This is a genomic window from Aequorivita sp. CRS11 (assembly GCF_059693805.1).
This window is the reverse complement of record NZ_JCATIG010000002.1, coordinates 484,198-506,289: the sequence shown is the minus strand read 5'-3', so window position 1 is coordinate 506,289 and position 22,092 is coordinate 484,198. Positions and strand designations below refer to the sequence as shown.

The following is a 22,092-nucleotide window of genomic DNA, read 5'->3' as shown; positions in this document are numbered from 1 at the left end:
TGCGGGATTTATAAAATTGAATATAATTTTTATTCGCCTGCCTGATTTTGTGCATCTTGCTTCATTTTTTCGTTTGGAATGATAGCAAGGTTAACACGGCGGTTTTTTGCGCGACCTTCTGCAGTTGAATTATCTGCAACAGGAGCTGTTTCACCATACCAATTTGTGGTAAATCTTGAAGGACTTAATCCTTTATTTTGTGTAAAATAATTAGTAACGGCCTGTGCCCTATTCTTAGAAAGAGTCATATTCATTTCGTCAGCACCTACGCTGTCGGTATGCCCCACAACCAACACATTAGTATCTGGGTATTCCTTAAGAATGTTTGATAACTTGTCCAGTGTAGCCTGTGATGCGGAATTTATATTATACTTGGCAGTATCAAAATAAACACCACTATTTTCGTCAAAAGTAACAACTATACCGTCGTCAACTCTTTCTACTTGGGCACCGGGAATTTCTTGCTCAATTTTTTGGGCTTGTTTGTCCATTTTGGCACCAATAAGTACTCCGGCACCACCACCAACAACACCGCCAATTACAGCGCCGAGTTCTCCGTTTCCACCTTTTCCAACGTTATTTCCTATAATTGCACCAAGAATTGCTCCTCCAGTTGCACCAATTACGGCACCTTTTTGTTTGTTATTGGCATTTCTTGTAGCTTCACAACTTGCTAAACTGATAACAAATGTAAAAGCTAAAGCAATCAATGCGGTTTGTTTAAAAAATGTCTTCATAATTTTTAATCTTGAATTTTAGAAAAGTTCATATTTATTTTAAATGGCTTGCCATCCAAACTTACAGTTTGCTCCCAGCGCATAGACGAATCATTTAGTTGGGCCAAACGTAATCTATAACCAGCATTTGTTTCTGATTTGCCTTTGGCATTGGTTGGTTTTAATAGGAAATCATACAAGCCCGATTTAGGGTCTATTTCCTGAATAGTAAAGATGAAATTGCGTTCACCGGTTGGGCAATTAGAGTTATCTATATTGTAATTACCCGTATTATTGTTTGGTATAAACCTCCAAGAACTTCCTTCCATACATTCTACTGATGTATCATTGAATAAAGTTACATTAAAGGTTCCTGAAGAGTCATAGGTTATATTGTCCAAAGACCAATATCCTTTGATTACTTTTCGAGATTCTTGAACGGTCTTTGGTGTACCGCAAGCGAAAGTCGTGGCTGCAATAACAACCAGAATGAGGAATTTTTTCATAAAGTTTAAATTAGTTTTGAATTGTTTAGGTTGTGATTATCTTCTGAATAATCTTGAAAGTAATGACAGTACTAAAAGCACTAGAAAAATGTAAAAGATGATTTTTGCAATATCAGCAGCACCTTCTGCAATGCCACCAAATCCAAAAATTGCTGCAATAATTGCAATAACTAGAAAAATAACGATCCAACGTAACATAATAAGTAGTTTTAATGATTAGTATGCTACTAAAGTAAATAACAATTTTAACGTTTCGACCGCCTTTATCTAAAGTTTAACAAGGAATGTTAAATTATTAGTAAGACAATAATTGTTGTAGGATTTCTTTAAATTTTTCTTTAGGAAGATAGCCGGATTCTAAATTTGCTGCAAAAGGAATAGGTGTTTCTAGGCTTGCAACACGTTTGATAGGAGCATCTAAATACTCAAAACAATTTTCTGTTACCAACGCAGAAATGTCTGAAGCAATTCCTCCAAACATAGAATCTTCTTGCAAAATTATGGCCTTGCCAGTTTTCTTTACAGAGGTATATATTGCTTCGGTGTCTAAAGGAACCAGCGTCCTTAAATCAATAAGATCTGCATGAATGTCTGGATTTTGATCCAGCGTTTCCAATGCCCAGTGCACACCTGCCCCATAAGTGATAATAGTAACGTCTTTTCCTTCTTTTAAAAGTGAAGCCCTACCGAGCGGTAATGTATAATAACCTGTCGGCACATCTTGCCGTATACTTCTATAGAGCGCTTTGTGCTCAAAAAACATAACTGGGTTGGGGTCTTCAATACTTGTTGCCAATAATCCTTTGGCGTCGTAAGGAAATGCTGGATAAACTACTTTTAAACCAGGCGTATGTGTAAACCAGGCTTCGTTGGTTTGGCTGTGAAATGGACCAGCTCCTACTCCCGCTCCGCAAGGCATTCGTACTACTACGTCAGCTTTCTCATTCCAACGGTAATGGCTTTTTGCGAGATAATTTATAATTGGATTAAAACCCGATGTAACAAAATCGGCAAACTGCATTTCAACAACAGCCTTAAATCCATTAATGGAAAGTCCCATTGCCGCTGAGACAATTGCAGACTCACAAATAGGTGTATTGCGAACGCGTTCTTTTCCGAATTGTTCTACAAAACCCTCGGTTATTTTAAAAACACCACCATATTCAGCTACATCCTGGCCCATTATAACAAGGTTGTCGTGATGCTCCATGGATTGTTTTAAACCTTGTGAAATGGCGTCAATTAATCTTAGGTTTTCTTTTTTTGAATTTTCCTTAACTTCTTCATAAATAAATGGTTTGTAAACATCATTTAATTCATTTGTTTCGTTAAATTCTATCTTTGGTTCCGCAAAGGCTATATCAAGATTTTCATCTATTTCTTGTTTAAACTCATTTTTAAAAGTCTGTATTTTTTCTTCGGAAAGAACTCCTTCATTCAATAAATATGTTTCGAAATTTAAAAGCGGATCACGCAAGCCCCATTCGTCAATCAAGTTAGTAGGCACGTATTTTGTACCACTTGCTTCTTCATGGCCGCGCATTCTAAAGGTTTTAAATTCCAAAAGAATCGGACGCGGATTTGTACGCATACTTTCCACTAAACCTTTCAGTTTTGTATAAACTTCCAAAATATCGTTGCCCTCAATAATATGAGATTCCATTCCGTAACCTTTCCCGCGGTCTGCAATATGTTCACAATTATATTGCTCATTAGTTGGGGTTGACAAACCATAGCCGTTATTTTCAACACAGAATAAAACTGGAAGTTGCCAAACGGAAGCTACGTTCAGCGCCTCGTGAATATCGCCTTCGCTTGTTCCGCCTTCGCCAGTAAATACTGCACAGACTTTATTGTTCTTTTTAAGTTTGTTTGCCAGTGCTATTCCATCGGCGACGCCAAATTGCGGCCCCAAATGTGAAATCATTCCCACAATATGAAATTCCTGCGTACCAAAATGAAAACTTCTATCTCGGCCTTTGGTAAAACCGTTCGCTTTCCCCTGCCATTGTGAAAACAAGCGATTCAAAGGAATGTCGCGCATCGTGAATACCGCTAAATTTCTATGCATTGGCAGAATGTATTCATCCTTGTCCAATACAGCTGTAATTCCCACTGAAATAGCCTCCTGCCCTATGCCGCTGAACCATTTTGAAACCTTTCCCTGCCGCAGAAGAATCAACATTTTTTCTTCTATCATCCGAGGCTTAAGCATGCCGCGATAGAGTTTCAATAAAGTTTTATCGTCAAGGTCTTTTCTATTATAATCAAAGAAAATATGTGGGGTGGTTTCAGCTTTCATGTTTATTATTTGAAGATTCAAAAGTAGAAAAAAAGCATTTCTAATACGGATTATTATAGCAAAATTTAGCTGTGGAAAAACTTTCACATTTTGGTATCTTTGTAGCTTAAAATTAATTGTGATGAATAATATACCAAGCGTAGATTTAGCAGACTTCCTTTCAGAAGATCCAAAAAGAAAAAAGAAATTTGTAGATGAAATAGGTACTGCTTACGAGGATATTGGCTTCGTTTCGCTGAAGAATCATTTTTTAAGCGATGATTTAGTTGATGAACTTTATAAGGAAGTGAAAAACTTTTTTGCGCTCCCGTTGGAAGTAAAGGAAAAATATGAAATTGAAGGTCTGGGCGGTCAGCGCGGATATATCTCTTTCGGAAAAGAACACGCAAAGGGCAAAAAGGAGGGCGATTTAAAAGAGTTTTGGCACTTTGGACAAGAACCTGCCGCAGATGCAAATCTTGAGGAAGAATATCCAAAAAATATTCAGGTTAAAGAATTGCCCGATTTTAACCACACTGGAATGGAAGCTTACAGAATGCTTGAAAAAACAGGTATTTATGTACTTCGTGCACTCGCACTTTATATCGGGTTGGATGAATTTTATTTTGACCATTGGGCCACAAACGGAAACAGTATTCTTCGCCCAATCCACTACCCTCCCATCACCGAAGAGCCAAAAGGTGCTGTGCGTGCGGGAGCCCACGGAGATATAAATTTAATTACATTGTTGATGGGCGCCTCTGCTGGTGGTCTGCAAGTTTTACGAAAGGATGGCGAATGGATTGATGCAATTCCCAATGAAGATGAACTTGTTATTAATGTAGGCGATATGCTGGAAAGGCATACTAATAACAAGCTGCGGTCAACTATTCACCGTGTAGTGAATCCCCCGCGTGAAGAATGGGGAAGTCCTCGTTATTCCATTCCCTTTTTCATGCACCCACGTAGCGATATGAAATTGAACTGCTTAGAAGAATGCGTTGATAAAGAACACCCGAAAGCCTATGATGACATTACCGCTGGTGAATTTTTGCACCAACGTTTGGTGGAGATAGGACTGATTAAAAAATAAGCAATTGCCAGTGGCAGTAAGCAGTTAACCCTGAAACCTATAATTTTGAAATCTTTAGAAGACCAACTAAAAAACCTTTTTCCCGACCACGAACCATCGAATAGTCCTGAAAACGAAGAGAAATCTACAGTTTGGATGCAAGACGATCCCTTGATATGTAAATATGAAAAACGCAAAGGGAAACCAATTACAATTATAGAAGGTTACACTGGCGACGATTCAGATTTTAAAATACTTGCGAAGGAACTAAAACAATTATTGAGCGTTGGCGGAAGTTTTAAGAATGAACAAATCATTATACAAGGCGATTACCGCGATAAAATTATGCAGTTTTTGAAAGATAAAGGCTTTAAGGTGAAACGAGTTGGCGGATAAAATTTTTAACAATGAAAATAGAAGAATCTGAGCTTATACTCACCTCCGAAGGTAAAATCTATCATTTAAACCTCGACCCGTCCCAATTGGCGAAAACGATAATAACCGTGGGAGATCCTGACCGCGTTGAAATGGTTTCAAAATATTTTGATTCCATTGAAACTACTGCCGAGCACCGTGAGTTCAAAACTTCTACGGGAACCTACAAAGGAAAACGAATTAGCGTTATTTCTACTGGAATTGGTCCTGATAATATTGACATTGTATTCAATGAATTGGACGCTTTGGCAAATATCGATTTTGAAAAACGACAAGCAAAGAAAAAGCTCACATCGCTTGATATTATTAGAATTGGAACTTCGGGAGGTTTGACCCCTGATATAAAAGTAGATAGTTTTTTAATCAGTGCTCTGGGCATTGGGCTTGACAATGTGATGCATTATTACGCCAAAACCGATAAAATATTCAATCGCGATTTTGCGCAAGCATTTATAGACCACACCCAATGGAATCCAGATAATTCTGTTCCTTATGCTGTGGAAGCTGATAAGGCTTTGATACAACAATTCACTTCAGAAAAAACAAAGCAAGGTATCACCATTACCAATGTTGGCTTTTACGGGCCCCAAGGCCGTGTGCTTCGGGCTCCATTGCGGGACGGAAGCCTTAATGAAAAACTTACCTCTTTCCGCTATAAAAAGAAGAAAATTACAAATCTTGAGATGGAAACTGCCACAATGTATGGAATGGCAAAACTATTGGGCCATCACGCGCTGTCAATGAATGCGATCATCGCTAACCGTGCTTCGGGAACTTTCAGTAAAGATGCATCAAAAACTATTGATGCGCTTATTCAATATACATTGGGAAAAATTACGGAATGAAAAACTTTCTAATTGGCGGTGTGCCGGAACATTTCAATTTACCTTGGTACATAGCCCTGCGCGCTAAAGAGTTTCAAAAAGTAGGAATAAATCTTCGTTGGAAAGATTATCCGGGAGGCACCGGACAAATGGTCCGTGCCTTGCGCGAAAAGGAAATTGACATGGCCGTTATCCTTACTGAAGGAATGGTGCGTGATATTATAAACGGAAACGAGTCAAAAATTGTTCAGGTTTTTGTAAAATCGCCCTTGCTCTGGGGAATCCACGTTGCCGCAGCTTCCGATTATGAAGAAGTGGGCGATTTAAAAGGAACTAAAGCTGCCATAAGCCGTTATGGTTCGGGATCGCATTTGATGGCTTTTGTGAATGCAGAAAATCACGAATGGGATTTAAAAAGTGATTTGAAATTTAAGGTTATCCAGGATTTGGATGGCGCTTTGGAAGAACTTCCAAAAGGTAACGGCGACTATTTTATGTGGGAAAAATTTATGACCAAACCTTATGTAGACAACGGTACCTTCCGTTTAGTGGGCGAATCCCCTACTCCCTGGCCAAGTTTTGTTATTGCCGTCCGCAATGATGTTTTAGAAAAAGAATCGGAATCTATAAAATCTATTCTAAACGTAATTAATGGAATAACTGAAAATTTCAAGAACCTGGAAGGTATAGATGAAATGATTGCGAAGCGCTACGGTCAAAAAATAGAAGACGTCCGCGAATGGCTCTCTCTAACTGAATGGAGCGACCGTCAATTAACTTCAAAAGAACTGGAAAACATTCAGCAAAAGCTTATTGAATTGGATTTAATTGAAAATAAAATTCAGGAAACCAGCATCTTACATAATTTCTAAAAAAAAATCTTAATATTTACGCAACCCCACTGTGCAACCTGCATCTTGTTATTATAAAACCAAGTATTATGACTACTTTTTTAATCGTTTTGGGGGCGTTGTTAGTCACAAATTTCTTGCTATTGCAGTTTAGCTGCAATGACGCTACAGAGCCCGAAGTACCAGAAGAAGAATAGAAAATTTCTCCCCGTTTCTATTCTTTAATTATTCTAATAGTAATTTACCAATTAATTGGTTCTTCACCATTTTTCTTTAAATACTCATTTGTTTTACTGAAGTGTTTGTTTCCAAACCAATAGCCTCTATTTGCGGCCAATGGGGAAGGATGTCCGCTGGTCAGCACCAAATGCTTTGAGGCATCTACCTTAGCTCCTTTCTTTTTTGCGGGTCCGCCCCAAAGCATAAAAACCAAGCCTTCCCTTTCCTTTGAAAGTTTTTCAATGACAGCATCCGTAAATTGTTCCCATCCTTTATTTTGATGGCTTCCCGCTTGATGTGCCCGAACTGTTAATGTTGCGTTCAAAAGCAAAACCCCTTGGTCAGCCCACCGTTCCAAATTTCCATTGTTTGGAATTGGCGAACCGATATCAGTCCGTATTTCTTCAAAAATATTTTTCAATGAAGGTGGAACGGCAACATTTTCACCGACAGAAAAACACAAGCCGTGTGCCTGTTCCGGCCCATGATAAGGGTCCTGTCCTATTATTACAACTTTCACTTTCTTAAAAGGCGTATGGTTGAATGCTGAAAAAATCTGCTTTCCCGGCGGAAAACATTTTGTGAAGGAATATTCATTTTTTACAAATTCCACTAAATTTTTGAAATAAGGTTTTTCAAATTCATCCTTTAAAATCGCCTTCCAACCCGGCTCGATTGTTACCTGCATTATTGTTACTTTTGTATGATTGCTGAAAAAGTAAAATTAATGGAAATAAAACGGAAAGCCCGTATAGATAGTAAAACTTTAGAAGACCTGGAATTTCCGACCGTTTTGCGGCAAGTTGCAGAATTTAGTGTAACACAACCGGGAAAAGAGCAGGTTTTAAAAATAACTCCTTTTCAGGAATTTACTGAAATTGAGCCAGAATTGCAACGTGTAAAAGAGTTTACAGCTTCATTTGATGGCGATAACAGAATTCCAAACCACGGTTTTGACCCTATTTTTCGGGAGCTACGTTTGCTTGAAATTGAAAATAGCAGTTTGGAAATTTCGGGTTTCCGAAAAATTCTATCCATTTCTGAAACCACGCGGATTCTTTTAAAATTCTTCAAAAAATTTGAGGAATTCTATATTCACCTCAATTCCTTTTCGGAAGAAGTAAATTATACCTCAATCATTTCCGAAGAAATAAACAAGCGTATTGACAAATACGGCGAAATAAAGGACGAAGCTTCTACAGAACTCGGTATCATTCGCAGGAGATTGAACGTTGTAAAAGGAAAGATTAATTCCTCTTTTACAAAAGCACTTTCACAGTACGCACAAAGTGATTATTTGGACGAAATCCGAGAGTCTGTGGTTGAAAACCGCCGCGTGCTTGCCGTAAAAGCGATGCACCGCAAAAAGGTGAAAGGCGCCGTTTTGGGAAGCTCAAAGACGGGAAGCATTGTTTATATAGAACCACAGGAAACGCTGGAATATGCCAACGAACTCAGCAATCTTTTATATGAGGAAGACGAAGAAATAAAGCGAATTCTAAAAGCAATGACGGAATTTGTACGTCCGCACGCTTCACTTTTGGCGAGCTATCAGGAATATTTGATAACAATGGATGTGCTTTATGCGAAAGCGAAATATGCTTTAAAAATAAATGGCGTGTTGCCCATTATCGTTTCGGAAAAAAAGATTTCGCTTCAAAAAGCATTTCATCCACTGTTGTTGGTTTCAAACAATAAAAGGAAAGAAAAAACATTTCCGCAGAGCATTGAATTGGTTCCGGCAAAACGGATTATCGTAATTTCAGGACCAAACGCAGGCGGGAAAAGTATCACACTAAAAACCGTTGGGCTTTTGCAGGTTATGCTGCAAAGTGGGCTGTTGATATCTGCCGAACCACAAAGTGAAATGTGTTTTTTCAAAAGAATTCTCACAGATATTGGCGATAACCAATCCATCGAAAACCACCTCAGTACATATAGTTACCGTTTAAAAAAAATGAACCAATTTCTGAAAAAGTGCAACAACAAAACGCTTTTTTTGATTGATGAATTTGGAACTGGCAGTGACCCTGAACTCGGCGGGGCTTTGGCGGAAACATTTTTAGAGGTTTTTTACGAACGGGAGGCATTTGGAATAATCACAACCCATTATACCAATTTAAAATTGTTGGCAAATGAACTGCCCCACGCCATCAATGCCAATATGCAGTTCGATAATAAATCTTTGGAACCCTTGTACCATCTGCATTTGGGCGAGGCCGGAAGCAGTTATACGTTTGAGGTTGCTCAAAAAAATGGTATTCCGTATAGTTTGATCAATAAAGCAAAAAAGAAGATTGAACGCGGAAAAGTGCGTTTCGATAAAACCATTGCCAATCTTCAAAAAGAGCGGTCAAACCTTCGGAAGACTTCGGAATCTTTAAAAACCGAAGAACAAAAGGCACGGATTGAAAGCAAACAATTGGAAGAAGTGAATGCCCGTGTACAGGAAAAACTGGAAAGCTATCAGGAATTGTTTGATGCCAATCAAAAACTAATCAGCTTGGGGAAAAAGCTTGATGTGCTTTCTGAAAAATATTTCAACAACAAACAGAAAAAACAGTTGATAGACGAGTTGATGAAGCTGGTGATGATTGAAAACAGCAAACGGAAAAAGCTTGCGCCAAAAGTGAAAAAGGTTGTAAAAGCCAAAGAACGGGAGGTTATTAAAGAAGTTGAAAAGAAAGTTGAAGTTATTCGCGAGCGCAAAAAAGAGGAAAAGGAAAAAGCAAAAAAATTGCCACCGCCAAAACCGAAAGTTACCCTTAAAATTGGCGACAGAGTTCGTATGATTGATGGCAGAGCAATTGGTACGATTGATATTATTGAGAAGAATAAAGCAATCGTTAATTACGGAATGTTTACAACGAATGTTAGTTTGGAAGAACTGGAGAAAGTTTGAATTGAAAATTCCAAATGACAAATCACAAGTCACAAATCACAAATCACAAAAAAGAATCAAATAACAAATTCCAAATCACAAAAGCCTTATAAATGTTTCAACTAGTTGATTTTTTGAAATTGAGATTTATTTGGAATTTGGGATTTGTTTTCTTTGGGATTTCTTAAAAGTTATTATGTCTAATAATTATAAAATCATCTTATTTGACGGCGTTTGCAATCTCTGCAATGACGCGGTTACTTATATTATTAAACGCGATAAAAAGAATGTTTTCAAATTTGCTGCGCTTCAAAGTGAAATTGGGCAAGAGCTGACTTCAAAATTCAATATAGATACTTCAAAAGTAGATTCCATCATTCTTATTGATGGCGAAAAACATTATGAAAAATCCTCGGCGGCGCTTCGTATAGCCAAATACCTTTCGGGCGCCTACCCCCTACTTTTTGGGTTTATGGTTGTACCGAAATTCATCAGAAATGCAGTCTATGATTACATTGCCAAAAACCGCTATAAATGGTTCGGAAAAAAGGAAAGTTGTATGATTCCCACTGCGGAACTGAAATCAAAATTTCTATAATACAAATTGCCCATTCCAAAATTTTACACTTCGGTTAACGATAAGTTAACGGTTCGTTTTATTTCCTTAACTTTTCATCTAAACAATATTTTTACGCCATGCAATTGAAGTTTAAAGGCTTAGTCGCCATTTCAATTTTTACCCTGATCGCGCTTATTGGCATTCAGGGATATCTTATTTATAATACCTACGAGCTCAAAAAGAAAACTTACACTATTGATGCCCGTAACGCGATTGCCAAGGTGTACAACACCAAGGAGTTGGACTCCATAATGTGGTTGTACCGGACAGATTTTCTTGAAAACCTGAGAGCATATGAAAAGGGTGAGTTAAAAGAAAAAGATTTACTCTTAAACCTTCGGGAAAAAACTATAGAAATCAACCCGGGTTTTCTGCAACTTTTTAATCAAGGATTGGCAAAGGAGAAAGAGAATTATAATGTAAAGATTAAAAAGGTACTCACTTCAGTAACACTTACAGATTCTTTGGGAAACAAAAAGGAAATTTATAATCCTGAAGACAATGATACAATAATCCTTTTGGGAGAAAATTTTGCACAAAATGACGGACTTCTCATCAATAACAGTACGTGGCAGGACGATCAAAGTCCAATAAAGCTCAATTTTAAATCCAGTATTTATATGAATATCACGGATTGGGACGCAATTATGCTGAAAGAACTTTCTGGGTTGCTTATCCTTTCAAGCTTGCTTTTTCTTTTTGTGGTGAGTTTGCTTTATTATTCCATTCAAAATTTGATGAAGCAGAAACGGTTGGCTGAAATTAAAACCGATTTCATCAATAACATTACACACGAACTTAAAACGCCACTTTCCACACTTTCATTAGCAACAAAAACATTAACGAGCGAACACGCCAATGGAAATAAAGAAATTGCAGATAATGCTGTTCAAATTATTGAACGCCAGAATACAAGACTTCAAAAATTGATAGACCAAGTTTTGCAAAGCAGTTTGGGCTATCAGGAAATCCAGCTTTCAAAGGAAACATTTAATAGCAGTATTTTTATGAATGAATTGCTGGACGATTATATACTTTCTATTTCATCGGAAATAAAACTTCAGAGAAATATCGACAGTACTGGAATCCCTATCGAAGCTGACAAATTCTATCTGAGCACTGCAATTATAAATCTTTTAAATAACGCCATTAAATATGGCGGAAACGAATTGACGGCCAGTTACGGAATTGATAAAATGGATTCCACACATTACATTTCCATAAAGGACAACGGCATCGGTATTTCCCCAAAATACCAACGCTTCATCTTTGAGAAATTTTATCGAATTAGCGAAAAAGACACCCACAATTACAAAGGTTTGGGACTGGGACTTTACTATACAAAACAAATTATAAAAGCGCACGGCGGAAGTATTTTAGTAGAAAGTGAAGGAAACAAGGGTTCAGTATTCACCATTAAAATCCCCATAATATGAAAAATATACTTTTAGCCGAAGATGATTTGGATTTCGGAACGATGCTGAAACAATATTTAGAGCTAAACAAGTTTTCGGTTTCTTGGGCAAAGGACGGAAACGAAGGTTTTGAAGTTTTTAAAAATGGTGAATTTGACATTTGTATTCTGGATGTTATGATGCCAATTATGGACGGTTTTTCGCTTGCTGAAAAAATAATAGAAGTGAATCCCGAAATTCCATTTTTATTCCTAACCGCCCGTAAAACAAAGGAAGACAGGATAAAAGGTTTAAAACTTGGCGCCGATGACTATGTAGTAAAACCTTTTGAAGCTGAGGAATTAATTCTTCGTATTAAAAATATAATGAACCGTGCTGAACAACAAAAAACCGTTCGTGCCGAACTTCCACAAAACGAGATTATTTCCATCGGAAAATACACTTTTGACGCTACAAATCTGGAGTTAAAAATTAATGACAAAACCCAGAAAATCACCGAAAAGGAAGCGCGTCTGCTCTATTATCTCTATTCAAACAGAAACCAATTGATAAAACGGGAAGAAATTTTACAACAGGTATGGCAAAAGACCGATTTCTTTTCGGGCAGAAGTATGGATGTATTTGTAACAAGAGTTCGAAAACATCTTCAAGACGACCCCAATATTTCAATTGAAAGTGTTCGTGGAATTGGGTTGGAGTTCAATATAAACTAAACAATTATTAATAATTTAAAACAAGTGAAAATGAAAACAATTACAAAATCGATACTCGTTGCTGCGGTTTCTCTTTGGGGAGCAATTTGTTCAGCACAGGAGTATTTTGGTACAACAACCTTTGGTGATACTTCCATTGAAATTCCCTATCGTTCTGCTATGGACAGTCAAGGCAATGTATATTCAGCAGGAATTTATTCGGGAACCATTACTGTTGGTAGCACAAGCGTAACTTGGGCCGGTGGAAATGCGGATGGCTTTTTAACAAAATTCGATATCGATGGAAATCCAATTTGGGTAAAAGGTTTTGGTGGACAAGCTGACGATGTTGCTCTAGACGTAGCGGTAGACGCGAACGATAACCTTTACATAACCGGATATTTCCAAGGGGCTGGGGCTTTAGCCTTTGATGCCGATCCAGGACCAGGAGTATTTCTTTTAGAACAGCCTGCACCTTTTTTAAGCCGGGATTGTTTTATCATTAAACTAGATAGCAATGGCGATTTTGTTTGGGCAAATTAAGTAAGTAATCCAGCTGCCGTGGCCAATGAAGATTCAAAAAGCATTGAAGTGGACAGTGCTGGTAATGTTTATATTGGCGGTTCATTTAATTATGCAGATTTTGATCCAGATCCAATCGCTGAACATATATTGTTCTCAACCAATGGAGGTGCTTCTACAGATGGTTTTCTTCTAAAGTTGGATACTGACGGAAATTTTGTTTGGGTAAAAACTTTTGATTCTACTGGCATAGTGCAAGTAATAGATATGGAATTTGACACAAATGAAGACTTATTGCTTACAGGAAGATTCAGAAATACTGTAGATCTTGATCCAAATGCAGGAAGCGCTCCATTTACATCTAATGGAAATGATGATATTTTTATGGCAAAACTTTCCTCCGATGGTGATTTTATTTGGGGACAATCCTTTGGTGGGTCTACCAATGATTATGTGAGCACTATAAAAAATCTTCCTTCAGGAATTTACTTGGGAGGTGAATTTGCTGGAACAGTAGATTTAGACCCTAGTGCAGGTGTAAATACTTTTGTGTCTTTAGGTTTTTCTGATGCCTTTTTAAGCAAATTTGATACCGATGGAAATTATGATTATAGTTATGTTTTAGGAGGTGATAGTACAAATTTTGAAAATTTTTATGATATAAAAGAAGGCTTTAACGGCAATCTATATGCAACAGGTCAATTTAGTGGAACAACCGATTTTGATAATAGTGCTGCTGAGGCTTTAACGACATCTAATGGTAATTCTGATAATTTCCTTTTGGAATTGACCACATCGGGTCAATATTTAAACCATTGGACTATTGGCGGCAGCAATGTTGAGATTAATCCTCAATTGTTTTTTAACAATAATAATGAAATACTTACTACAGGAGGATTTAGAAGTGCAGATGTAGATTTTGATCCATTTGTATCAGAAGATATTATTAGCACTACAGGAAATTACGATGTATATTTTTCACATTATAATATTTTCAATAATGGAAACGACAATTGTAGCGGTGCAATAGCCCTTGCATGTGGCGATATTGTTACGGGTGAAACAATAAATGATACTGATTCTGGTGGAAACGCCGCTAACGATGAATTTTTTAGCTATACTGGTACAGGAATCGCACAATTTGTAACAATTTCTTTATGTAACGGAACAGATTACGATTCTCTAATAAGAATTTACGATAATTGTGATCTTTCCAATCAATTGGCTTACAATGACGATAGTTGTGGAGCACAATCCGAAGTTACTTTTCTCTCTGATGGAACTTCTACCTATTTCATTATGATTGAAGGTTACGCTTCAAACGAAGGTAACTTTACATTGGAAGTATCTTGTGAAGACCTAGCTGTAAATGACGAGTGCGAAAACGCCTTGCCTATAGCTTGTGGCGAAACCGTAACCGGAACAACCGTAAATGCCACTGTTGATGCTTCTGCCCCCGACTGTGGCGGGGTGTCTATTACCGCTCCGGGTGTTTGGTATGAATTTACCGATACTAGTGGCTTAATTACAGACTATACCATTTCCTTATGTGCTGGTACTGATTTTGACAGTAAATTAACCGTTTACTCAGGAACTTGTGGTGCCTTGGTATGTGAAACTGCAAACGATGATAGCTGTGGTCTGCAATCTGAAGTGTCATTTCAAGGAGATGGCAATACAACCTACTATATATTGGTTCACGGATTCGACAATGCCTCCGGAAGCTTCACATTAAATGTTGACTGTGCCCCAGTACCACCACCAAATGATATGATTGTTAACGCGATTGATGTAGACCAAGTAGGTTTCCCATACACAGACACTGCAGTTGCAATGCCTGCAGCTACCACTGAAAATGGAAGCCCAGCTGGGTGTGATCTAACAGGTGCAAACGGAGTTTGGTACAAGTTCACCACAAATGTTGACGGAAATGCAGATGCTACTATTGTTTCACCTGCAGGGGCAAGCTCAGTGACGTTCTATACTGCTTCCGATGAAAATGCAACAGAAGCAGATTTAACTTGGGTAGACCAAAATTCTAACCAATGTGCCCCAGGTACATCGGCCTCTATTTTCACTTTGGCAAACCAAACATATTACGTTTTTGTATTGAATACTGGAGGAATAACTGACATTACTATAGATGCAAGCGTACTTGGTGTGGATGAAAACATTCTTGAAGATTTCAGTTTTTATCCTAATCCAACAAATAATGTAGTGAATCTGAAAGCACAAGCAGCTATAGAAAAAGCAACTGTTTTCAATATGTTGGGCCAAAGAGTAATTGAAATGAGCAATAACGCAAATACTATGGAACTTAACGTTTCAAGCCTTGCTACGGGAACATATATTATGAAAATTACCGTAAGTGGTCAAGTGGGAACCTATAAACTGATTAAGAACTAATTACTTTTCATAATTAGATTTAGTTGATAAGACAGGCCTCATAGTGGGGCCTGTTTTTTTTTAATAACCAATAACCTCTTTTCCCTATCTCAAATAACTTCTTCCCTCAAAGTAATTATTTAAAAAGGGAACACTGTGATAGTTTTGGTTCTATAACCAATAAAAACCATCACCATGAAAAATTTACTGCTACTTTATTTCTTACTGCCCCTTTCCCTATTTGCTAATTTGGAAAAACCTACAACTTCAAAAATTGAAAAAGTAACCGTTTATTTAGAAGGTGCTTCCATTGAGCGTATCGCTTCCGTAAATCTTTTATCGGGCGAGAATACTTTTGTATTTAACAATCTTTCTCCCGACATAGATGAAAATAGCATTCAGGTTTCAGGTTTGGGAGATGCTTCGGTGCTTTCCATAGTTTTTAATATAGATTTTTTGGAAAAGAAAGAAAGCTCACAGGAATATAAATCTGTAGAAAATCTATTGAAAACCTTTCAGCAACAAAAAAACCAAATAGAGAATGAAATAGCGGGCTACAATGAAGAATTACAATTACTTCAAAAAAATCAACGTATCAATAGCGATGCTACCAATCTTTCCGTGGAAATGATAAAGGAAATGTCTGTTTACTATCGCAACCGTGTAACCGAGATAAAAAATGAAATTTTCAAGCAGCAACTGATCCTATCAGAAATAAATAAGTCAATTGCCGATCACCAAAACGAACTTTTGAAACTGGATGATTCCAAAAAAGAGCAACGTGGCGAAATAATCTTAAAACTGAATTCCCAAAAGCCCACAAACCTTGTTTTAAAGTTTAAGTACAATATTAAAAATGCTGGTTGGTTTCCTTTATATGATATTCGCGCTACCAATACCTCCTCACCTATCGAGTTTTCTTATAAAGCCAATGTGTATCAACAAAGCGGTACAGATTGGGATAATGTGAATGTGGTATTATCAACAGGTGATCCTAATACGAACAATATAAAGCCTACACTACTTCCCAAATATCTCAATTTCAATAATAGAAGTTATGCTAGCAAAGCACCCGTGCGCAACACAACGTATAAATACAATCCAACCATTCGTAAAGTTAGTGGAACGGTATATGACGATACTGGATTGCCGTTGCCGGGAGTAAATGTAATAATAGCCGGAACTTCACAGGGAACCCAAACTGATTTTAATGGAAACTATACAATAGACGTTCTGGGCTACCGCGAATTAACATACAGTTATGTTGGTTTTGAAACTGAAAAATTGCCAATTTATGCAAGCACAATGAATGTGTCATTGATTGTGGGTTCAGCGTTGGATGAAGTTGTTGTTACAGGCTACTCAAAAACAGAAAGTGATGAGCCAGAATGGTTGGCTAAAAGAATACAAGGAAAAGCGGCTGGAGTAAATGCTTCAACATCTTATATTGAAGCTGAAGATTTACAGCAAGATAATTCTAAAATGATTAAAGAATCTGGCATTACCAACACCCGTTTTGAGATTAGGGAAAAATACACAATTAAATCCAATGCCGAAATAACCGTGATAGAGGTTGATAAATTCGAATTGCCCGCTCTCTTTCAGCATTACGCTGCTCCAGAGCTTAACGAAAATGTTTTTCTCACGGCCACTCTTAAAAACTGGGAGAAGTTTGACTTTCTTGCCGGCGAAGCAAATATATATTTTGAAGGAAACTATGCTGGAAAATCATTTATAGATCCACAAGCAACCTCAGATAGTTTAAACCTTTCCCTAGGAATGGACCCAAATATTATTGTGAAACGTGAAAAATTGGAAAATTTTAAAAGTAAGTCCTTTTTGGGCGGTACCCGAATTGTAGATAAAGGATATACCATTGAAATAAAAAACAATAAGAAAACCCCAATCAATCTGATTCTTGAAGACCGAATCCCCATTTCAGAAAATAAGGAAATTAAGGTAGAAGATGTAACAATTGGCACTGCGGAATACAATGACAAAACAGGTATTCTAAGATGGAAATTAAATCTGCAACCCAATACTACTGATAAAAAGGAATTTACCTATACCGTAAAATATCCCAAATATAAGAGAGTATATCTATGATTTAAAGATTGAAAAGTGCAGCGCTTCGGCTCTGTACTTTTCTAATTTATTGTTTGTCCTGAATTTATGTTTCCTGGTGACTCAGCCGAAGGACTGCTCCACCTAAAATCATTGTATTGTTTTCCAGTTCCTGTAAGTTGAAGTGATTCACCAATAGGCGTAGTACCTGGTTCGGCTACACCAATATCATCTGAAGTCATACCTGCAGCTGTCCCATTATTTGCAATAAAAGAACCTCCGTAACTCAAAAAGTAAAGAACGGTACCAGAATCAATTAAAGCAAATCCATCTGGGTTTCCGTTTTGGATGGGAGAAATATTAAAGCTAAGTGTTCCAATCCCATTGGATTGATTAGGTATTATACCGTTTAAATTAATTGTTGTTCCGTAAGTATTACCATTCGCTCCATTATAAAGTTCAATGGAATAACTGCTCAAATCCAAACCTGCAGGGCCTGCTATTTCAATAAACTCGCCAGTGTCGGTTCCACTATTATCGTAATGAAATTCATTAATCCAGGCCACGGGGCTGGCAAGAACAACACAATTTATAATTTCCCAACTATCACCATCCCACATTTGCCAACATCCCTGATTATTAGGGTAATCCAATAAAAAAATGGTTAGCCCAAAATCTGAATACCCTGCATTAATTGCATCCCGCGCAGCTACATTAGGAACACGTGGAGGCATAAACCCTTTATAGGTAGTACCCCCATCTGAAGTGCTACTTACTTCAAGCATGGACGCAGGTGATGGTGTGGTGGTACCAATGCCAACTTGGCAATAAGATACAGTTGCAATAGCTGCAATAACAAAGAATAAAAGTGATTTTTTCATAACTATGTAATTTACATAGCTAAGAAGGCAAGGGTTCAGAAATATAGATTGGGTCTATGCTTCTGGGGAGAAATCTAATTTAATATAAATTAATATTTCTTGCAACATATTTTTAATAGTAAACCTGGGAAGGCAAAATTACGTTTACATTTTATTGAAAAGGTTATTCTATTTTTAAGAAACTATTGAGAAAATGTTACGAATCCAAATCAAAAGTCTCTGAAGGATTATCGTGTGGCACATAGTTTAACATGTCTTCACCCTTTGCAATAATTGTACACACTGTAGCATCTCCCGTAACATTCACTACGGTGCGGAACATATCCAAAATTCTGTCAACAGGGAAAATGATTGCAATCCAAGCTGGATTTAAACCAACCGATTCCAAAACTATTATAAGCATTACCAAGCCCGCACTTGGCACAGCAGCTGAACCAATGGATGCCAATGTTGCTGTCAGCACTATTGTAAGTTGTTGTCCAAGCGTCAAATCAATCATATGTAGTTGCGCAAGAAAAACCACTGCAACTGCTTGATAAAGGCAGGTTCCGTCCATATTCACAGTAGCACCAATAGGCAACACGAAACTGGTTATTTTTTTGTCAACTCCTAAGTTTTCCTCTACACATTCCATGGTAACTGGCAGGGTTGCCGCGCTACTTGAAGTTGAAAAAGCCAAAGTCTGTGCAGGTGCCATTGCTTTAAAAAAGCCTTTATAGGGAATTTTCTTCACAAATAATTTCACCAATAATGGATAAATGAGAAAAATCATCAACATCAATCCTAGAAAAACAGTAAGTGAATACCAACTTAACCCTTTAAATATTTCATAAACTTTGCCTATATCGTCCCCTGCCATTTTGCTCACAACGCCTGCCAAAAGCGCGAATACAAAGAATGGCGCCGCCTGCATCACCAAGTCAACCATTTTTAAGAAAACTTCCATGGCGCTGTCCATAAAATCTGTGACAGGTTTTGATTTTTCATTCGGAATCAATAACAAACACACCCCGAAAAATATTCCGAAGAAAATAATCTGCAGCATCAGGCCATTGTCAGTAAGCGAAAAAAAGAAATTTTCCGGGACAATATCCACTAAAGGCTGCAAAGGCGTGGACTCTTTTGTCTTTTCGGCGGTCTGCATTTTTTCGGTAACCGAAGCATCTTTTAATTCACCTTTTGAGAGATCGGTGATTTTTTGGGCGCGTTCAAAGAAAGCCGGATCCTGCAGGTAATTGATTCCATCCTTAATTTCGTGCCCTTCGGAAGCGGCCCAGATTTCATAACTTATTCTATTGTCTATTCTACTCTGTTCGTCAATTAATTTTCCGGGTTTAATAACGTTTACCAATAGAAGCCCCATGCTTACGGCAAAAAGTGTGGTAATCAAATACGCCAAAAGGGTCTTCCCTCCCATTCTTCCCAAACTCGAGGGGTCGCCAATATTTGCAACTCCACTAATTATTGAGACTAAAACAAGCGGTACGGCAATCAACTTTAAAAGATTGATGAAAATTTTTCCAAACGGCGCTATCCAATCTATGGTAAATTCACTCCATCCCAGTTGGCTGGAAAGCAATGCCCAAATGATACCTAAAACCAATCCGATGATTATTTTCCAGTGTAGCGCGAGTTTTTTCATAAAAAATATGTCTTTAAATTTTTGAAATTTTATTCAATAAATAGAAATCTGCCAATACCAAAGCACCCATTGCCTCTACAATGGGCACTGCTCGTGGCACCACGCAAGGATCGTGACGGCCCTTACCTTCAGCCACGGCTTTATCACCTTTACTGTCTATGGTTTCCTGTTTTTGCATAATGGTGGCCACGGGCTTAAAGGCTACCTTGAAATAAATGTCTTCGCCATTGCTTATTCCTCCCTGTATTCCGCCGCTGTGATTGGTTTTTGTGCTTCCGTCTTTTTTAAATTGATCATTGTGCTGGCTACCTTTCATTTGTGTCCCCGAAAAACCACTTCCGTATTCAAAACCTTTTACGGCATTTATTGAAAGCATTGCTTTGCCAAGCTCAGCATGCAATTTATCAAAAACCGGCTCGCCCAGACCAATAGGTACATTTTGGATAACACAAGTAACCGTTCCGCCAACGGTATCTCCTTCTTTTCGGATTGATTTTATGTAACTCTCCATTTTTGAAGCCATTTCGGCATCGGGACAACGCACGGGGTTTTTTTCAATTTCTGAAAAATCAACTTCGGAATAATTTTTTTTGAGTTCAATTTCACCTACGGAAGAAACAAAGGCGGTGATTTTTATATGCTGAAGCATTTGTTTTGCGATGGCACCTGCCACAACCCTACAAGCCGTTTCGCGGGCAGAGGAGCGTCCACCGCCACGATAATCACGTATTCCGTATTTTTTATCGTACGTATAATCTGCGTGCGATGGGCGGTAAATATCCTTTATATGGCTGTAATCCTTGCTTTTTTGGTCTGTGTTTTCAATGGTGAAGCCAATTGGCGTTCCCGTGGTTTTTCCTTCAAATATGCCAGAGAGAAATTTTACTTCGTCCTCTTCCTTTCGTTGGGTAACGATTGCGGATTGGCCGGGTTTTCGACGTTGCATTTCTGCGTTTATAGCTTCAAAATCCAGTGAAAGTCCTGCGGGACAGCCTTCTATAATACCGCCGATGGCTGGACCGTGCGATTCGCCAAAAGTGGTGAGTTTAAAAATTTTTCCAAAGGAATTGCCTGCCATAGGTTGCTTTTTAACAAATGTAATTGATAGGGACGAATAATGAAAATAACGTTGTTCATAATATTTAAGATACATACTGTTCATCAAATAACATTCTCGCCTTTTAATCATAACTTTTACTTAAAGTATTTATTCGTTGAATTCTAGAAATTTGTAATGTAAATATGTATGATTGAAAAGAAAAGTTGAAATTGTTGTAATATCTGATGTCCATTTGGGGACTTACGGCTGCCACGCCAAAGAACTTCTTCACTATTTAAACTCTGTAAAGCCAAAAAAAATTATTTTGAATGGCGATATTATTGATATCTGGCAGTTCCGAAAAAGCTATTTTCCCAAAGCACATCTTTTGATTATTAAAAAGATTTTGTCCTTAGCCGCTAAAGGCACAAAAGTGTATTATATAACAGGAAACCACGATGAAAAGCTACGAAAGTTTAGCAATACCAAAATGGGCAATATTCAAATATGTGATAAATTAATACTCAATCTGGACGGAAAAAAAGCCTGGTTTTTTCACGGCGATGTGTTTGATGCATCTGTACAGCACGCCAAATGGATTGCTAAGCTTGGTGGTTGGGGTTATGATCTATTGATTCTTTTCAACAGGTTTATAAATTATTTATTAGAAAAAGCGGGTCGCGAAAAATATTCACTTTCTAAGAAAATTAAAAACAGTGTAAAATCTGCCATTAAATTCATAGACAATTTTGAAAAAACCGCGACCGATTTGGCAATTGACAATGAGTCTGATTATGTAATCTGTGGCCACATCCATCAACCATGCATAAAAAAGATTGTGACAGATAAAGGTAGCTGCCAGTATTTAAACAGTGGTGATTGGATAGAAAACCTCACTGCTTTGGAATATCATAACGAAAATTGGAATCTATATTCCTACCATGACCGTCAGCATATTTTTATTCCGGAAGATGCAGGGCTTGAAGAAGAAACTGACGGATTGGAAAATATGGTAGCGGCAATGAGAGCCTTTAACTCATTGTTGTAA

The 22,092-nt window shown here is 37.7% G+C and carries 20 protein-coding genes; 12 read left to right on the top strand and 8 right to left on the bottom strand.

Features of this window, described 5'->3' with window-relative positions:
* Window positions 1–29: 29 nt before the first annotated feature.
* From AC58DT_RS05495 to AC58DT_RS05480, 4 genes are all read right to left on the bottom strand, one after another.
* Window positions 30–737: a YiaD family glycine zipper/OmpA-like lipoprotein gene (locus tag AC58DT_RS05495; RefSeq protein WP_497215830.1), complete on the bottom strand. Its 708-nt coding sequence runs from the start codon at window positions 735–737 to the stop codon at window positions 30–32.
* Between the two features lie 5 nt (window positions 738–742).
* Window positions 743–1,222, bottom strand: coding sequence for a lipocalin family protein (locus tag AC58DT_RS05490; protein ID WP_497215829.1), 480 nt, complete (start codon window positions 1,220–1,222; stop codon window positions 743–745).
* Between the two features lie 36 nt (window positions 1,223–1,258).
* A complete protein-coding gene (locus AC58DT_RS05485; RefSeq protein WP_076692425.1) occupies window positions 1,259–1,420 on the bottom strand; it encodes a DUF1328 domain-containing protein in 162 nt (53 codons plus the stop codon).
* Window positions 1,421–1,517: 97 nt separating this feature from the next.
* Window positions 1,518–3,524, bottom strand: coding sequence for an alpha-ketoacid dehydrogenase subunit alpha/beta (locus tag AC58DT_RS05480; protein ID WP_497215827.1), 2,007 nt, complete (start codon window positions 3,522–3,524; stop codon window positions 1,518–1,520).
* Between the two features lie 121 nt (window positions 3,525–3,645).
* On the opposite strand from AC58DT_RS05480, the gene AC58DT_RS05475 reads away from it, so the two are divergent.
* From AC58DT_RS05475 to AC58DT_RS05460, 4 genes are read left to right on the top strand one after another with little or no spacing between them, the layout of a single operon-like run.
* Window positions 3,646–4,596, top strand: a complete 951-nt coding sequence (locus AC58DT_RS05475; RefSeq protein ID WP_497215826.1) for an isopenicillin N synthase family dioxygenase — start codon at window positions 3,646–3,648, stop codon at window positions 4,594–4,596.
* A gap of 45 nt (window positions 4,597–4,641) precedes the next feature.
* Complete coding sequence (locus tag AC58DT_RS05470) at window positions 4,642–4,971, top strand: translation initiation factor (protein ID WP_497215825.1); 330 nt, start codon at window positions 4,642–4,644, stop codon at window positions 4,969–4,971.
* Between the two features lie 11 nt (window positions 4,972–4,982).
* A complete protein-coding gene (locus tag AC58DT_RS05465; RefSeq protein ID WP_497215824.1) occupies window positions 4,983–5,855 on the top strand; it encodes a nucleoside phosphorylase in 873 nt (290 codons plus the stop codon).
* The gene (locus AC58DT_RS05460; RefSeq protein WP_497215823.1) at window positions 5,852–6,706 is read left to right on the top strand and encodes a substrate-binding domain-containing protein; all 855 of its coding nucleotides are present in this window, start codon (window positions 5,852–5,854) and stop codon (window positions 6,704–6,706) included. Before AC58DT_RS05465 ends, AC58DT_RS05460 begins: the two co-directional genes overlap by 4 nt.
* A gap of 220 nt (window positions 6,707–6,926) precedes the next feature.
* Here AC58DT_RS05460 and ung read toward each other — a convergent pair whose 3' ends face one another.
* On the bottom strand, window positions 6,927–7,592 hold the full coding sequence (gene ung, locus AC58DT_RS05455) for a uracil-DNA glycosylase (protein WP_497215822.1): 666 nt from the start codon (window positions 7,590–7,592) through the stop codon (window positions 6,927–6,929).
* Window positions 7,593–7,631: 39 nt separating this feature from the next.
* On the opposite strand from ung, the gene AC58DT_RS05450 reads away from it, so the two are divergent.
* From AC58DT_RS05450 to AC58DT_RS05420, 7 genes are all read left to right on the top strand, one after another.
* Window positions 7,632–9,806: an endonuclease MutS2 gene (locus AC58DT_RS05450; RefSeq protein WP_497215821.1), complete on the top strand. Its 2,175-nt coding sequence runs from the start codon at window positions 7,632–7,634 to the stop codon at window positions 9,804–9,806.
* Window positions 9,807–9,981: 175 nt separating this feature from the next.
* Complete coding sequence (locus AC58DT_RS05445; RefSeq protein ID WP_497215820.1) at window positions 9,982–10,383, top strand: thiol-disulfide oxidoreductase DCC family protein; 402 nt, start codon at window positions 9,982–9,984, stop codon at window positions 10,381–10,383.
* A gap of 98 nt (window positions 10,384–10,481) precedes the next feature.
* Complete coding sequence (locus AC58DT_RS05440) at window positions 10,482–11,840, top strand: sensor histidine kinase (RefSeq protein WP_497215819.1); 1,359 nt, start codon at window positions 10,482–10,484, stop codon at window positions 11,838–11,840.
* The gene (locus tag AC58DT_RS05435; protein ID WP_497215818.1) at window positions 11,837–12,532 is read left to right on the top strand and encodes a response regulator transcription factor; all 696 of its coding nucleotides are present in this window, start codon (window positions 11,837–11,839) and stop codon (window positions 12,530–12,532) included. The genes AC58DT_RS05440 and AC58DT_RS05435 overlap by 4 nt, the downstream gene beginning before the upstream one ends.
* Window positions 12,533–12,562: 30 nt before the next feature.
* The gene (locus AC58DT_RS05430) at window positions 12,563–13,054 is read left to right on the top strand and encodes a hypothetical protein (RefSeq protein ID WP_497215817.1); all 492 of its coding nucleotides are present in this window, start codon (window positions 12,563–12,565) and stop codon (window positions 13,052–13,054) included.
* Window positions 13,055–13,072: 18 nt separating this feature from the next.
* A complete protein-coding gene (locus AC58DT_RS05425) occupies window positions 13,073–15,439 on the top strand; it encodes a T9SS type A sorting domain-containing protein (RefSeq protein WP_497215816.1) in 2,367 nt (788 codons plus the stop codon).
* A 174-nt stretch (window positions 15,440–15,613) separates the two neighbouring features.
* A complete protein-coding gene (locus tag AC58DT_RS05420; RefSeq protein WP_497215815.1) occupies window positions 15,614–17,524 on the top strand; it encodes a DUF4139 domain-containing protein in 1,911 nt (636 codons plus the stop codon).
* A 41-nt stretch (window positions 17,525–17,565) separates the two neighbouring features.
* Here AC58DT_RS05420 and AC58DT_RS05415 read toward each other — a convergent pair whose 3' ends face one another.
* From AC58DT_RS05415 to aroC, 3 genes are all read right to left on the bottom strand, one after another.
* Window positions 17,566–18,363 (bottom strand): phage tail-like protein, encoded by a 798-nt coding sequence (locus tag AC58DT_RS05415; RefSeq protein WP_497215814.1) that lies wholly within the window; start codon window positions 18,361–18,363, stop codon window positions 17,566–17,568.
* A 196-nt stretch (window positions 18,364–18,559) separates the two neighbouring features.
* On the bottom strand, window positions 18,560–20,005 hold the full coding sequence (locus tag AC58DT_RS05410; RefSeq protein WP_497215813.1) for a dicarboxylate/amino acid:cation symporter: 1,446 nt from the start codon (window positions 20,003–20,005) through the stop codon (window positions 18,560–18,562).
* Between the two features lie 13 nt (window positions 20,006–20,018).
* Complete coding sequence (gene aroC / locus AC58DT_RS05405; RefSeq protein ID WP_497215812.1) at window positions 20,019–21,083, bottom strand: chorismate synthase; 1,065 nt, start codon at window positions 21,081–21,083, stop codon at window positions 20,019–20,021.
* Between the two features lie 172 nt (window positions 21,084–21,255).
* Between aroC and AC58DT_RS05400 the strand changes: the two genes are divergently transcribed.
* The gene (locus tag AC58DT_RS05400; protein ID WP_497215811.1) at window positions 21,256–22,092 is read left to right on the top strand and encodes a UDP-2,3-diacylglucosamine diphosphatase; all 837 of its coding nucleotides are present in this window, start codon (window positions 21,256–21,258) and stop codon (window positions 22,090–22,092) included.

Excerpts from the sequence above, each read along its gene's own strand:
- AC58DT_RS05495 (WP_497215830.1), bottom strand. The coding sequence starts at position 737 with ATGAAGACATTTTTTAAACAAACCGCATTGATTGCTTTAGCTTTTACA.
- AC58DT_RS05490 (WP_497215829.1), bottom strand. The coding sequence starts at position 1,222 with ATGAAAAAATTCCTCATTCTGGTTGTTATTGCAGCCACGACTTTCGCT.
- AC58DT_RS05485 (WP_076692425.1), bottom strand. The coding sequence starts at position 1,420 with ATGTTACGTTGGATCGTTATTTTTCTAGTTATTGCAATTATTGCAGCA.
- AC58DT_RS05480 (WP_497215827.1), bottom strand. The coding sequence starts at position 3,524 with ATGAAAGCTGAAACCACCCCACATATTTTCTTTGATTATAATAGAAAA.
- AC58DT_RS05475 (WP_497215826.1), top strand. The coding sequence starts at position 3,646 with ATGAATAATATACCAAGCGTAGATTTAGCAGACTTCCTTTCAGAAGAT.
- AC58DT_RS05465 (WP_497215824.1), top strand. The coding sequence starts at position 4,983 with ATGAAAATAGAAGAATCTGAGCTTATACTCACCTCCGAAGGTAAAATC.
- AC58DT_RS05460 (WP_497215823.1), top strand. The coding sequence starts at position 5,852 with ATGAAAAACTTTCTAATTGGCGGTGTGCCGGAACATTTCAATTTACCT.
- ung (WP_497215822.1), bottom strand. The coding sequence starts at position 7,592 with ATGCAGGTAACAATCGAGCCGGGTTGGAAGGCGATTTTAAAGGATGAA.
- AC58DT_RS05450 (WP_497215821.1), top strand. The coding sequence starts at position 7,632 with ATGGAAATAAAACGGAAAGCCCGTATAGATAGTAAAACTTTAGAAGAC.
- AC58DT_RS05445 (WP_497215820.1), top strand. The coding sequence starts at position 9,982 with ATGTCTAATAATTATAAAATCATCTTATTTGACGGCGTTTGCAATCTC.
- AC58DT_RS05440 (WP_497215819.1), top strand. The coding sequence starts at position 10,482 with ATGCAATTGAAGTTTAAAGGCTTAGTCGCCATTTCAATTTTTACCCTG.
- AC58DT_RS05435 (WP_497215818.1), top strand. The coding sequence starts at position 11,837 with ATGAAAAATATACTTTTAGCCGAAGATGATTTGGATTTCGGAACGATG.
- AC58DT_RS05430 (WP_497215817.1), top strand. The coding sequence starts at position 12,563 with ATGAAAACAATTACAAAATCGATACTCGTTGCTGCGGTTTCTCTTTGG.
- AC58DT_RS05420 (WP_497215815.1), top strand. The coding sequence starts at position 15,614 with ATGAAAAATTTACTGCTACTTTATTTCTTACTGCCCCTTTCCCTATTT.
- AC58DT_RS05415 (WP_497215814.1), bottom strand. The coding sequence starts at position 18,363 with ATGAAAAAATCACTTTTATTCTTTGTTATTGCAGCTATTGCAACTGTA.
- AC58DT_RS05410 (WP_497215813.1), bottom strand. The coding sequence starts at position 20,005 with ATGAAAAAACTCGCGCTACACTGGAAAATAATCATCGGATTGGTTTTA.
- aroC (WP_497215812.1), bottom strand. The coding sequence starts at position 21,083 with ATGGCAGGCAATTCCTTTGGAAAAATTTTTAAACTCACCACTTTTGGC.